Source organism: Nocardioides islandensis (assembly GCF_015352455.1).
GTDB lineage: Bacteria > Actinomycetota > Actinomycetes > Propionibacteriales > Nocardioidaceae > Nocardioides > Nocardioides islandensis.
Genome location: NZ_JADKPN010000001.1, coordinates 433,743 through 446,669 on the forward strand (window position 1 = coordinate 433,743; position 12,927 = coordinate 446,669).

Consider the following 12,927-nt stretch of genomic DNA (forward strand, 5'->3'; position numbering starts at 1 on the left):
GAACCTGCAAACCTTTGCCTACTATTTCGTACGCTGCGCGGTCCGCCAACCGTCACGTAAGTGTGCTGGGTCGCGTCCTCAGGCGCCGTCGAGAGGCACGAGGACACCGGGGTTGAGCACTCCGGCCGGGTCCAGCTCCGCCTTCACCGCGCGCAGCACCCGCACGCCCACCTCGCCGATCTCGTCGCTCAGCCACGGCTGGTGGTCGGTGCCGACGGCGTGGTGGTGGGTGATGGTGGCGCCGGCGGCCACGATCGCGTCGCTGGCCGCCGTCTTGGCCGCGAGCCACTGCTCGACCGGGTCGCCGGCCTGCCGCGCGGCGACGGTGAAGTACAGCGAGCAGCCCGTCTCGTACACGTGCGAGACGTGGCACAGCACCAGCACCGGTGCGCCCCCGTCGCCGAGGACGCGCTCGAGGGCGGCCTTCACGTCGGCGTACAGGCGGTCCACCCCGGACCAGAACGTCGCGGTCTCGAGCGTCTCGACGAGCACGCCGAGGTCGAGCAGGGAGTCGCGCAGGTACGGCGCGGCGAACCGGCCGTGCTCCCACGCGCGGCCCGGCTCCTCGCCGGCGTTGGTGCCGCCGAGGCCCTCGAGCAGCGCGGTCGCGGCGGCGCGCTCGGCGTCGACGCGGCCGGCCGCGCCCTCGTAGCCGACGATCATCAGGCACCCTCCGGCACCCCCGCCGATCGAGTCGGGGTCGGCCAGGTTGACCGCGGACTCCGCCTCGTCGGAGAGCCTGAGCACCGTCGGCCGCAGGCCGGACTGGGCAAGGGCCCGGACGGCCGCGAGCCCGTCGCCGAACGAGGCCCAGCGCCACCCGTCGTACACCTTCACCTCGGGGACGGCCCGCACGCGGACCTTCACCTCCGTGATGACGCCGAACGCGCCCTCCGAGCCGAGGACGAGCTGGCGCAGGTCGGGGCCGGCGGCGTTGGCGGGAGCGGTACCGAGGCGCAGCGTGCCCGTCGGGGTGGCCACGGTCAGGCCGACGACGAGGGCGTCGAAGCGGCCGTAGCCGGCCGACGCCTGCCCGCTCGACCGCGTCGCGGCGAACCCGCCGATCGAGGCGTGCTCGAACGACTGTGGGAAGTGGCCGATGGTCAGCCCGTGCTCGGCGAGCAGCGCCTCGGCCCGGGGGCCGCGCAGGCCGGGCTGGAGGGTGGCGGTCATCGAGGTGCGGTCGACGTCGACGAGGGAGTCGAGCCGGCCGAGGTCGAGGCTGACCACGCCGGCGAAGCCCTCGCGGCGGGCGGCCAGCCCGCCGGTCACGCAGGTGCCCCCGCCGAACGGCACGACCGCGACGCGGTGGCTGCCCGCCAGCCTCAGCACCTCGGCGACCTCGTCGTGGCTGCCCGGCCGGACCACGGCGTCGGGGGCGTCGTCGAGGTCACCCGCACGGGCTCGGAGGAGGTCCGCGGTCGACTTGCCGCGGGTGCGCAGGCGGCGGATCTCGTCGTCGGTGCGCACGTGCTGCTCGCCGACGACCTCGGCCAGGGACGACAGCAGGCTCGCGGAGAGACCAGGGGGCGGTAGCGCGCCCGGGAGCTCGGTCTCCGACGTGGCGTCGTGAGCGGACGTCGCCGGCGCCGGCCCGAACACCGCCTCGACGAGGGCGCGAGCCCCGTCGGGCAGCGCGGTCGCGTGAGCCGGGTCGCCCCAGCGAAGGGGGTGCATCTCGAGCGTCATGCGTTACAGTGTGACACATGACGTCACTTCGTCACACCGTTCGGCCCGACGAGGTCGCCTCCTCGCGCGACGCCTACCTGGACGCGGCGCGCGACTGCATCCTCGACGTCGGCTGGCGGCGGACGACCCTCACCGAGGTGGCCCGCCGGGCCGGGGTCTCCCGGATGACGATCTACCGCACCTGGTCCGACATGTCCCAGCTGCTCGGCGACCTGATGACGCGTGAGTGGTCCGCGGTCGTCGCCGAAGCGGCCGACGTCCCCGACCCGGCCGGCAGCGTCGAGCGCATCGTCGGCACCGGGGTGCGGGCGGTGCGGGCGCTGCGCGACAACGAGCTGTTCGTGCGGATCGTCGAGCTGGACGCCGAGCTGCTGCTGCCGTACCTGCTGTCCCGCCGGGGCCGGTCCCAGCAGGCCATCCTCGACCTGCTCGCCGACCAGCTGCGTCAGGGGCAGCTGATCGGGCAGGTCCGCGACGGCGACCCCGACGTGCTGGCGCGGGCTCTGCTGCTCGCCACCCACGGGTTCGTGCTGTCGGCGCACACGATGGTCGACGAGCACGCCTCGGAGGAGCAGCTCGACGACGAGCTCCGGCAGGTCCTGGCGCGGGCGATCCAGCGATGAGCGCCTCGACCCCCACGACCATCACCCCGGGCATCGAGGGACTCCCCCGGCAGGTCGACCTGGTGGTCGCCGGCCTCGGCGTGACCGGCGCCGGCGTCGCGCTCGACGCGGCCAGCCGGGGGCTGTCGGTGCTCGCGGTGGATGCGCACGACCTGGCGTTCGGCACCTCTCGATGGTCGTCGAAGCTGGTGCACGGCGGCCTGCGGTACCTCGCCCACGGCCAGGTCGGCGTCGCCCACGAGAGCGCGGTCGAGCGCCGCATCCTGATGGAGACGACCGCCCCGCACCTCACCCACGCCCTGCCGATGCTGGTGCCGTTGCACGACTCGGTCGGGCACCTCCAGGCCGCGGTCACCCGCGCCGGCTTCGCGGCCGGCGACCTGCTGCGTCTCGGGACCCGCACGCGTCGCGAGACGCTGCCGCGCCCCCGCCGGGTCTCGGCCACCGAGGCCCTGAGCCTCGCGCCCGCGCTCCGGGTGAGCGGGCTCCGGGGCGGCATCCTCGGCTGGGACGGCCAGCTCGAGGACGACGCCCGCCTGGTCGTCACCATCGCGCGCACGGCGGCGGCCCACGGCGCGCACGTGCGCACGCACGCGCGCGTGCTGTCCGCCGGAGGGGGCCGGGTGGCACTGCGCGACGAGCTCACCGGCGCGGAGACCGAGATCGCCGCGCGGATGGTCGTCAACGCCACCGGCGTCTGGGCCGGCGAGCTGGCCGACGTCCGCCTGCGCCCGAGCCGCGGCACCCACGTCGTGCTGCGCGACGGGTCCCTGCCGGGCCTGCGGGTCTGCATCACCGCTCCGGTCCCCGGCAGCACCAGCCGGTTCGTGATGGCCCTGCCCCAGCCGGACGGGACCGTGTACGTCGGCCTCACCGACGAGCCCGTCGACGGACCCGTGCCCGACGTGCCCGAGCCCACCGAGCCCGAGATCGGGTTCCTGCTCGACACCGTCTCGGCGACGCTCGCCCACCCGCTCTCACGAGCAGACGTGGCCGGGGCGTTCGCGGGGCTCCGGCCACTGCTGGACGCCCACCCCGACGACCCGGGCGGCAGCACCTCGGACCTCTCCCGCAGGCACGCGGTGCTCACCGGCGAGGACGGCGTGGTGACCGTGGTCGGCGGCAAGCTGACGACCTACCGCCGGATGGCCCAGGACGCCGTCGACGCGGTGCTCGTGGCCGCCGGTGAGGCACCCCGCCCGTGCCGCACCCACCGGCTCCCGCTCGCCGGCGCCGGCGACCGGGCCGCGCTCGCCGCCGTGGACGCCGACCCGCGCCTGGTGCGCCGCTTCGGCACCGACGCACCGCTCGTGATGCAGAACGCCCGCGAGGTGACCGGCCTGTCCGACGGCGAGCTGCTGGCCCCGGCCGCCGCGCACGTCCCCGTCACGCTGGCCGAGCTCGTCTTCGGGGTGACCCACGAGGGGGCCGCCGACGTCGACGACCTGTTGGAGCGGCGTACCCGCGTCGCCCTCGTCCCCGCCGACCGCCCCCTCGCCGAGCCCCTCGCCCTTCGCGCCCTCGCCTTCTCCGCCGCCGTCCCGGGATAGTCCGGTGCGTTTGGGTCGTCGAACCGGCCCTGGGACAGCCCATTCACACCGGACTATCCCGACGGCGGCGACCTTCGATGAGTTCCGAACGGTTGGCCGGTCTGCACTCGGACGGCACACTGAGGAGGCGCGCATGACCGTGACCGACCACCGTACGAGCGAAAGGCCTCGGGTGAGCACCAGTACCGAGCTCGACGACTTCCCGGCCCTCACCGAGAGGTACCAGCGCGAGCTGCTCGCGCACTGCTACCGGATGAGCGGCTCGGTACACGAGGCCGAGGACCTGGTCCAGGAGACGCTGATCCGCGCCTGGAAGTCCCAGGACACCTTCCAGGGGCGCTCGTCGGTGCGCACGTGGCTCTACCGGATCGCCACCAACGTCTGCCTGACCAACCTCGAGGGCCGGCCCCGCCGTCCGCTGCCCGCCGGGCTGGGCACCGAGGACCAGATGGCCGGCGACGCCCTCGAGCTCGACCACGAGATCCCGTGGCTGCAGCCGGTCCCCGACGCGGCCGTCGTGGTCGCCGAGAAGGACACCATCCGGCTCGCGTTCGTCGCCGCGCTCCAGCACCTGCCGGCCAAGCAGCGGGCCGTGCTGATCCTGCGCGACGTGCTGCGCTGGTCGGCCGCCGAGGTCGCCGAGGCCCTCGACACGACCGTCGCCGCGGTCAACTCCGCCCTGCAGCGCGCGCACGCCGCGATGGCCGAGAAGCAGCCCGACCCGGACACCGTCAGCCTCGACCTGACCGCCGAGCAGAAGGTGCTGCTGGACAAGTACGTCGCGGCGTTCTGGGCCAAGGACATCGACGGGATCGTCGCGCTGCTCAAGCAGGACGCGGTGTGGGAGATGCCGCCGTTCACCGGCTGGTACGTCGGCGACCGCAACATCGGCAACCTCATCGACACCCAGTGCCCGGGCGGCGTCCACGACATGGTGATGCTGCCGACGACGGCCAACGGGCAGCCGGCGTTCGGCCTCTACATGCGCGGCTCGGACGGCGACTTCACGCCCTTCCACCTCCAGGTCCTCGACCTCGACGGCGACCGGGTGCGGCACGTCGCGGCGTTCTTCGAGAAGGACCTCTTCGAGACCTTCGGGCTGCCCGCCAGGCTCCCGGCGGACGCGGCGCCCACCGGCGCCGCGGGCCGGTGAGCCCCGACCTCCACCACGCGCTGCAGCTGCTCGAGCGGTCCCTGGCCTACACCCGGGAGTCGCTCACGACCGTCGGACCGGACCGCACCGGCCCGTCGCCCTGCGCGGGGTGGAGCCTCGCGGACCTGCTCGCGCACATGGACGACGGCCTGGACGCGTTCCTCGAGGCGTCCGGCGGCTCGCTCCGCGTCGAGGTGCCCCGCCGTCCGGGTGGCGACGTGGCGGCGCTGCAGACCAAGGCCTGCGCCCTGGTCGGCGTGTGGAGCGGACGGATGCCGCCACGGGTGTACGTCGGCGACCGCCCTGCTCCCTCGCCGCTGATCGTGACCGCGGCGGCCCTGGAGATCACCGTGCACGGGTGGGACGTCGCCCAGGCGACGGGTGCCGGCCGTGACATCCCCGAGGACCTGGCCCGGGCGCTGATGCCGGTGGCGCACGCGGTCGTGCTGCCCGAGGACCGGCCGGACCGGTTCGCGTTCCCGCGCCGGACGACGGCGGCCGCCGGCTCCTCCGACGTGCTCCTGGGGTTCCTCGGCCGGTCGTGACCGGGACGACCAGACGACCAGACGACCGCCTCCCGGATCCACAATCGGGACAAGTTTCCGGCGAACCCCTCCCCCTAGCGCCCCGTGGTCCCTATCTTGAGCGCATGCACGCACCAGATTTTCTGGTCGCGGGCTTGCCGGGGGGCACTGAGTTCAATCTCCTGACGTTGGGGCGCACGCATGCGCGTGCGGGTCAGGTGACGTCCGCGTTGGACACCCTTGCTCCCTTGGCGCGCTCGCTGGCCGACCTCGGAGACACCGCGCCGCTCGTGGTGGCCACCCTCGTCGAGTGCCGGCTGGCGCGCGGGGAGGTCGCGCAGGCGCGGGCCCTCACCGACGAGGTCGTGCCGTGGCAGCACCGCACCGGACGGGTCGGCGGCGTCGCCAACCAGACGCTCGGCGACGTGCTGGCCGCGCTCGGGGACGCCGACATCGCGATCGCCAGGTACGAGGCCGCCGGTGCCGCGATGGGCGACAAGGAGGACCCCGAGGACGTGCCGTGGCGCAGCGCGCTGGCGCTCGCGCTGGTGCGCACCGGCGAGGTCGCCAAGGCAAGGACCATGGCCGTGCACCAGGTCGCGGCCGCCCGCGCCGCCGGGTCGCCGTACGGCGAGGCGCTGGCCCTCCGGGGCCTCGCGGTCGTCGCCGACTCGACCGAGCGGATCGCCGTCCTCCGCTCCGCCAAGACGCTGCTCGACGGACAGCCGGCCGCCCGGCTGCGCGCGCAGATCGACACCGACCTCGCCGGGCTGCTGGTGCTCAGCGGCGCGGCCGACCCCGACCGCGAGCAGCGCATCGAGGAGGCCACCCGGCTGCTGGTGTCGGTGGAGTCGTTCGCGTTCCGCGAGCAGCTCTGGCCACTCTGGGGCCGCGCCGCGCGGCTGCTGGAGCGGCTCGGCCACAAGCCGGGCGAGGCCGAGGCCGCCGACACCCTGACCCAGACCCAGCGCCGCGTCGCCGTGCTGGCCCGGGACGGGATGCGCAACCGGGAGATCGCCGACCTGCTCGGCGTGTCGGTGAAGGCGGTCGAGTGGCACCTGTCCCACGTCTACCGCAAGCTCGGCATCCGCTCGCGGGGCGAGCTCGCGACCGCGTTGGGCGCCTGACTCCTCCTACCATCGCTCCCGTGAGCGAGACGCCGCTGCGGCACACCGCGGTCACCATGGCGGGGCGTGACCCGCACGAACGAGGCCGCGCGTCGACCCCGCTGGAGCTGCTGTTCGACCTGTCGTTCGTCGTCGCGTTCGGGACGGCGGCCGACGAGCTGGCGCACTTCCTCGTCGAGGACCACGTCGTGGACGGCGTCATCGGGTTCTGCTTCGCGGCGTTCGCGGTGTCGTGGGCGTGGATCAACTTCTCGTGGTTCGCCTCGGCGTACGACACCGACGACTGGCTCTACCGCGTCACCACGATGGTCCAGATGGTCGGCGTGCTCGTGCTGGCCCTCGGCGTGCACGACATGTTCGAGTCGCTGAAGGAGGGCGACCACCTCGACAACAGCGTGATGGTGCTCGGGTACGTCGTGATGCGGGTGCCGATGCTCGCGCAGTGGGCGCGGGCCTCCTACCAGGACCCCGAGCGGCGCGAGATCTGCAAGATCTTCATCGTCACGCTCACCGTGTCCCAGCTCGGCTGGGTGGGTCTGCTGTTCCTCGACCTCAGCGTCGGGGCGACGTTCGCGTGCGTGGTGGTGCTGGTGGTCATCGAGCTCGTCGGTCCGTTCGTCGCCGAGCACGTGCGCGGCGGCACCCCCTGGCACCCCCACCACATCGCCGAGCGGTACGGGCTGATGGTGATCATCGCCCTCGGCGAGGGCCTGCTCGGCACCACCGCCGCGCTGGGCGCACTGATCACCGTCACCGGCTGGACGTTCGACGCCGCGCTGCTCGGGCTGGCCGGCGTCGCGCTGCCGTTCGGCATGTGGTGGATCTACTTCGTCATCCCGAGCGGAGACCTGCTGCACGCCTACCGGTCGCGGGTGTTCGGCTGGGGCTACGGCCACATCCCGTTGTTCGGCGCCGTGGTCGCCGTCGGAGCCGGCCTGCACGCCGCGGCGTTCGCCCTGGAGCACCACTCGACGCTGACCGCCACCGCCACCCTGCTGAGTGTGGCGGTCCCGTTGGGCATCTTCTTCGCCTTGGTCTTCGGCCTCTACAGCGTCTTGACGCGCACCATCGACCGGCTGCACCTGTGGCTGATCGGCATGACGGCGGCGGTGATGGCGGCATCGGTCGCGCTCTCGGCTGCGGGCGCGTCCCTGCCCGTCAGCCTCCTCGTGCTCTCGCTGTCCCCGTGGGTCTCGGTGGTCGGGTACGAGATCGCCGGACACCGCCACAACGCCGAGGTGCTGGCGGCGCTCCCGCAGCTCCCTCACCGGTAGGGGTCGGCCAACCAGTCCGCCTCGGCGCCGTGGCCGTGCGTCAGCGCGACCGGCCGGCCGTCGATCGCCATCACGAACCGGCCGAACGGTACGTCCACCCCCTCGGGCACGAGTCCCGGCAGCACCCGCGGGCCCTCGTTGCTGACCCAGTGGCATTCACCGTCGGCCACCAGCCCGGCCATCATCGACGCGAACCGCTCACGGTCGGCGGCCTCGAGGTAGGCGATCACGGCGGAGTGGAACACGATCAGCGTCGCCTGCACCGGCGCCTGCGCCATCAGGGCCGGCAGCTCCTCGAAGAGGTCGCCCCGCACGAGGTACGGCGGGTGGCTGCGCGCGATCTCCACGGCGGCCCGGAGCCGCTCGCGACGCTCCTCCTGCTCGGGCCAGACCAGCGTCTGGAGCCAGCGCACCGCCTCGTCGTCGGTGACGTCGACCGGCGAGAGGTCGATGCCGGCCCGCCAGGTCACCGGTGCCAGGACCGCCCCCGTCGGTTCGCCCGAGGTGATCCGGCACTCCAGCAGCGGCGCGTCCATGTCGGACTCGATGTCGGTCTCGATGGTCCCGCCGCCCGGCAGGTGCCATCGGTAGGAGTAGCGGTCGGGGAACAGGCACAGGCCCGCGCTCGCACCCACCTCCAGCAGGGCGACGGTGTGGCCGGGCTTGTTGTTCCGGATCATCGCGAAGGCCCGCTCCAGGCAGGCGAGGCGGCCGACCTCGTTGGTCTGGGTGGACCGCTCGAGGATCGTCCCCCGGATCGTGCCGTCGTCGCCGAGCAGGGCGTCGCGCAGGCCGGCGTACGGACCGGGGGCGGGGACGCCGTGCCAGCGCGCCGCCGCGAACACCAGGTTCGCCTGCCGCTTGCGGGGCGGGAGCGTCTGCAGCCAGGCGAGCACCTCGGGGTCGTCGGCGACGCCGTCGGCCCACGCCTCGAAGCACGGCGACCCGACGGCCTCGCGCGCGAAGTCGCGGTAGACCGTGGCCGTGTCCCCGAAGATCTCCACCTGACCGGGCGGGCTCTCCTAGGTGGCCGGCAGGGCGACGTACGTGGTGTCGAGGTACTCGTCGATGCCCTCGAAGCTGCCCTCGCGACCGAACCCGCTGGCCTTCACGCCCCCGAACGGCGCGGCGGCGTTGGAGATCAGGCCGGAGTTGACGCCGACCATGCCGAACTGGAGCCGCTCTGCCACCCGGATCGTGCGGGACAGGTCGCGGGTGAAGACGTACGACGCCAGGCCGTACTCGGTGTCGTTGGCCCGTGTGATCGCCTCGTCCTCGTCGGCGAACGTGGTGATCGGGGCGACCGGCCCGAAGATCTCCTGCTTCACGATCTCCGCCTCGGCGGGTACGTCGACCAGCACGGTGGGCGGGTAGAACGTGCCGCCCGAGTGGTCCGGTCCGTCCATCGGCGTGCCGCCGACGACGACGCGGGCGCCGTCGTGCACGGCGTCGGTGACCAGCTGGCTGACCGAGTCGACGGCGTTCTGGTCGATGAGCGGGCCGACGTCGACCCCCTCGGTCTGGCCGCGGCCGACGACCAGCGCGCCCATGCGCGCGCCGAGCTTGTCGGCGAACTCGTCGGCGACCGACTCGTGCACGAGGAAGCGGTTGGCGGCGGTGCACGCCTCCCCCATGTTGCGCATCTTCGCGATCATCGCGCCCTCGACGGCCGCGTCGACGTCGGCGTCCTCGAACACGATGAACGGCGCGTTGCCGCCCAGCTCCATCGAGACCCGCTGGAGCTCGTCGGCCGACTGCCGGATGATCACCTTGCCGACCGTCGTGGAGCCGGTGAAGCTCACCTTGCGCAGCCGGTCGTCGGCCATCAGCGCCTTGCTCAGGCTCTTGGAGTCCGAGGTCGTGACGATGTTGAGGACGCCGGCCGGGAGCCCGGCCTCCTCGAGCGTTGCGGCCAGCGCCAGCATCGTCAGCGGCGTGAGCTCGGCGGGCTTGACCACCATCGTGCAGCCGGCCGCGATGGCCGGGCCGATCTTGCGGGTGCCCATCGCCAGCGGGAAGTTCCAGGGCGTGATGAACAGGCACGGGCCGACCGGCTTCTTGATCGTCAGCAGCCGGCTGCCGCCGGCGGGGTTCTGCATCCAGCGGCCGTGGATGCGCACCGCCTCCTCGGAGAACCACCGGAAGAACTCCGCGCCGTAGGCGACCTCGCCCTTGGCCTCCTTGACGGTCTTCCCCATCTCCAGGCTCATCAGCTCGGCGAAGTCGTCGGCCCGGGCGGTGATCGCCTCGAAGGCCCGCCGCAGGATCTCGCCGCGCTCACGGGGCGCCGTACGCGCCCACTCGTCCTGGACGGCGACGGCCGCGTCGAGCGCGTCGACGGCGTCGTTGACGTCGCCGTCGGCGACCTCGGTGATGACCGATCCGTCGGCGGGGTCGCGGACGGCGAAGGTGGCGCCGCTGTTGGCCTCGCGCCAGGACCCTCCGATGAAGAGGAGGCGGTGCTCGGGCGGCAGCAGATCTAGACCGGACATGCAAGAAATCCTGGCACTACCGGCAAGTTCGTGGAAACAGGGCCCGCGTCGCTGGACGCCCTGGGAACCTTCTCGCGCGGAGCTTCGAGGGCCCAGCAACGACTTTGCTCTCGGACCGTCGGACCCCTCGCAGACCCCATGCTGCGAGGGGTTCTTCATCCCCTCGGACGAGCGAGCCTGCGAGCTCGGACGAGATGCCGGATGAAGATCGAGCCGGCGGCGCTGCCCGGAGCGCAGCGACGGGGCGCGCATGGCCGTGTCGAGATCCCGGCGACGGGTCTCGACACGGGCTCGCCCAGGGGCCCGCCCGGCTCGACCACCGAAGACACTCTTGCGAACGGCCGCGCCGAGGGGTTGGGTCGGAAGCGGAGGTGGTCCACATGGCCGACAAGGGAAACGCGCGGAGACCAGCCGGACAGGATCTGGGGGCGAGCAGCCCGGACCGGATCCGCAACGTGGTGCTCGTCGGGCCGGGAGGCTCGGGCAAGACCACCTTGGTGGAGACGCTGCTCGCCTCAGCCGGGGCCATCCCCCGAGCCGGTTCGGTGCGTGACGGCACCACCGTCTGCGACTTCGACGACGCCGAGGAGAAGCACGGCCGCTCGATCTCGCTCGCGGTGGCGCCGGTCGTGCACCGCGAGACCAAGATCAACCTGGTCGACACCCCCGGGTACGCCGACTTCGTGGGCGACGTACGCGCCGGGCTGCGGGCCGCGGACTGCGCGCTCTTCGTGATCGCGGCCAACGACGGCGTCGACGACGGCACCCGCGCGCTGTGGCGCGAGTGCGCCGACGTCGGCATGCCGCGCGCGGTCGTCATCACCAAGCTCGACCAGTCGCGCGCCGACTACGACGGCGTGCTGGCCCAGGCGCAGGCGGCGTTCGGCGACAAGGTGATGCCGCTGTACGTCCCCGAACGCTCGGGCGACGAGGTCACGTCCGTCACCGGGCTGATCTCCGCGGGTGAGGGCAGGTACGACGACCTGCGCGGCTCCCTCATCGAGGGGATCATCGAGGAGTCCGAGGACGAGACGCTGATGGACCGGTACCTCGGCGGCGAGGAGATCTCCTCGGAGGTGCTGATCGAGGACCTCGAGACCGCGGTCGCGCGGGCGACGTTCTTCCCCGTCGTCCCGGTCTGCTCGCAGACCGGCGTCGGCTGCGCGGAGCTGCTGGACCTCGCCGTCGACGGCTTCCCGTCCCCGTCCGAGCACCCGTCGCCCGACGTGTTCACTCCCGCCGGCGCCGCCGCCGAGGGGATCGAGTGCGACCCCAAGGGCGTGCTCGTCGCGGAGATCGTGAAGACCACGAGCGACCCGTACGTCGGCCGGCTCAGCCTGGTCCGCGTCTTCTCCGGCACCCTCACCGCCGAGCAGCAGGTGCACGTGTCCGGACACTTCACGTCGTTCTTCGGCGCCGAGCAGGGCCACGAGGACCACGACGAGGACGAGAAGATCGGCGCCCTGTCGTACCCCTTCGGCCGCACCCTGGTGCCCGCCGACGCCGTCGTCGCCGGCGACCTCTGCGCCATCGGCCGGCTGACCCGCGCGGAGACCGGCGACACGCTCTCGTCCTGCGACGACGCACGCGTGCTGCGCCCCTGGTCGATGCCCGAGCCGCTGCTGCCGATCGCCATCGTGGCGTCCAGCAAGGCCGACGAGGACAAGCTGTCGCAGGCCCTGAGCCGGCTGGCCGCCGAGGACCCGAGCATCCGCGTCGAGAACAACGGCGAGACGCACCAGCTCGTCATCTGGTGCATGGGCGAGGCCCACGGCGAGGTGATCATGGAGCGGCTGGCCGAGCGGTACTCGGTGCACGTCGACCAGGTGCCGTTCGTGGTGTCCCTGCGCGAGACGTTCTCCGGCCCGGCCAAGGGGCACGGCCGGCACGTCAAGCAGTCCGGCGGCCACGGCCAGTACGCCGTGTGCGACATCGAGGTCGAGCCGCTGCCGGAGGGCGGCGGGTTCGAGTTCGTCGACAAGGTCGTCGGCGGCGCCGTACCCCGCAACTTCATCCCCTCGGTCGAGAAGGGCGTGCGCGCCCAGATGGAGCGCGGGGTCCGCAACGGCTACCCGATGGTCGACCTGCGGGTGACGCTGTTCGACGGCAAGGCCCACGCGGTCGACTCCTCCGACATGGCCTTCCAGATGGCCGGCGGGCTGGCGCTGCGCGAGGCCGGCGCGGCGACGACGGTGACCATGCTCGAGCCGCTCGACACCGTCTCGGTGATCGTCCCCGACGACCTGGTCGGCACGATCATGAGCGACCTGTCCTCGCGCCGCGGCCGGCTGCTCGGCACCGACAAGGTCGGCGAGGACCGCACCGTCATCAAGGCCGAGGTACCGCAGACCGAGCTGGTCCGGTACGCCGTCGACCTCCGCTCCGCCACCCACGGCGCCGGCTCCTTCACCCGTACCTTCGCCCACTACGAACCCATGCCCGAGGACGTGGCGCGCACCATCGAGCCCCGCGAGCGGTCGTAGGTCTCGGCGCGC

Annotated in this window: 10 protein-coding genes; 7 read left to right on the forward strand and 3 right to left on the reverse strand. The window is 72.9% G+C overall.

The window, feature by feature from the left end:
• Positions 1–78 precede the first annotated feature (78 nt).
• A complete protein-coding gene (locus ISU07_RS02065; RefSeq protein WP_228521083.1) occupies positions 79–1,689 on the reverse strand; it encodes an FAD-binding oxidoreductase in 1,611 nt (536 codons plus the stop codon).
• Between the two features lie 17 nt (positions 1,690–1,706).
• Here ISU07_RS02065 and ISU07_RS02070 point away from each other — a divergent pair, with 17 nt between their 5' ends.
• The 6 genes from ISU07_RS02070 to ISU07_RS02095 all read left to right on the forward strand — a co-directional run bounded on the left by ISU07_RS02070 (position 1,707) and on the right by ISU07_RS02095 (position 7,940).
• Positions 1,707–2,312: a TetR/AcrR family transcriptional regulator gene (locus tag ISU07_RS02070; RefSeq protein WP_194705081.1), complete on the forward strand. Its 606-nt coding sequence runs from the start codon at positions 1,707–1,709 to the stop codon at positions 2,310–2,312.
• Complete coding sequence (locus ISU07_RS02075; protein WP_194705082.1) at positions 2,309–3,862, forward strand: glycerol-3-phosphate dehydrogenase/oxidase; 1,554 nt, start codon at positions 2,309–2,311, stop codon at positions 3,860–3,862. Before ISU07_RS02070 ends, ISU07_RS02075 begins: the two co-directional genes overlap by 4 nt.
• 172 nt (positions 3,863–4,034) lie before the next feature.
• On the forward strand, positions 4,035–5,015 hold the full coding sequence (locus tag ISU07_RS02080; RefSeq protein WP_323742372.1) for a sigma-70 family RNA polymerase sigma factor: 981 nt from the start codon (positions 4,035–4,037) through the stop codon (positions 5,013–5,015).
• Entirely contained in the window at positions 5,012–5,560 is a 549-nt protein-coding gene (locus ISU07_RS02085) for a maleylpyruvate isomerase family mycothiol-dependent enzyme (protein WP_194705084.1), read from the forward strand. Before ISU07_RS02080 ends, ISU07_RS02085 begins: the two co-directional genes overlap by 4 nt.
• Before the next feature lie 227 nt (positions 5,561–5,787).
• On the forward strand, positions 5,788–6,666 hold the full coding sequence (locus tag ISU07_RS02090) for a helix-turn-helix transcriptional regulator (protein ID WP_194705085.1): 879 nt from the start codon (positions 5,788–5,790) through the stop codon (positions 6,664–6,666).
• A 20-nt stretch (positions 6,667–6,686) separates the two neighbouring features.
• On the forward strand, positions 6,687–7,940 hold the full coding sequence (locus ISU07_RS02095; protein ID WP_323742373.1) for a low temperature requirement protein A: 1,254 nt from the start codon (positions 6,687–6,689) through the stop codon (positions 7,938–7,940).
• Here ISU07_RS02095 and ISU07_RS02100 read toward each other — a convergent pair.
• Positions 7,931–8,944, reverse strand: coding sequence for a DUF2332 domain-containing protein (locus tag ISU07_RS02100; RefSeq protein WP_194705086.1), 1,014 nt, complete (start codon positions 8,942–8,944; stop codon positions 7,931–7,933). The two genes, ISU07_RS02095 and ISU07_RS02100, sit on opposite strands and share 10 nt — an antisense overlap.
• 18 nt (positions 8,945–8,962) lie before the next feature.
• Positions 8,963–10,432, reverse strand: coding sequence for an NAD-dependent succinate-semialdehyde dehydrogenase (locus ISU07_RS02105; protein WP_194705087.1), 1,470 nt, complete (start codon positions 10,430–10,432; stop codon positions 8,963–8,965).
• A 380-nt stretch (positions 10,433–10,812) separates the two neighbouring features.
• Here ISU07_RS02105 and ISU07_RS02110 point away from each other — a divergent pair, with 380 nt between their 5' ends.
• Positions 10,813–12,915, forward strand: coding sequence for an elongation factor G-like protein EF-G2 (locus ISU07_RS02110; RefSeq protein WP_194705088.1), 2,103 nt, complete (start codon positions 10,813–10,815; stop codon positions 12,913–12,915).
• Positions 12,916–12,927 lie beyond the last annotated feature (12 nt).

Excerpts from the sequence above, each read along its gene's own strand:
- ISU07_RS02110 (WP_194705088.1), top strand. The coding sequence starts at position 10,813 with ATGGCCGACAAGGGAAACGCGCGGAGACCAGCCGGACAGGATCTGGGG.
- ISU07_RS02065 (WP_228521083.1), bottom strand. The coding sequence starts at position 1,689 with ATGACGCTCGAGATGCACCCCCTTCGCTGGGGCGACCCGGCTCACGCG.
- ISU07_RS02070 (WP_194705081.1), top strand. The coding sequence starts at position 1,707 with ATGACGTCACTTCGTCACACCGTTCGGCCCGACGAGGTCGCCTCCTCG.
- ISU07_RS02105 (WP_194705087.1), bottom strand. The coding sequence starts at position 10,432 with ATGTCCGGTCTAGATCTGCTGCCGCCCGAGCACCGCCTCCTCTTCATC.
- ISU07_RS02075 (WP_194705082.1), top strand. The coding sequence starts at position 2,309 with ATGAGCGCCTCGACCCCCACGACCATCACCCCGGGCATCGAGGGACTC.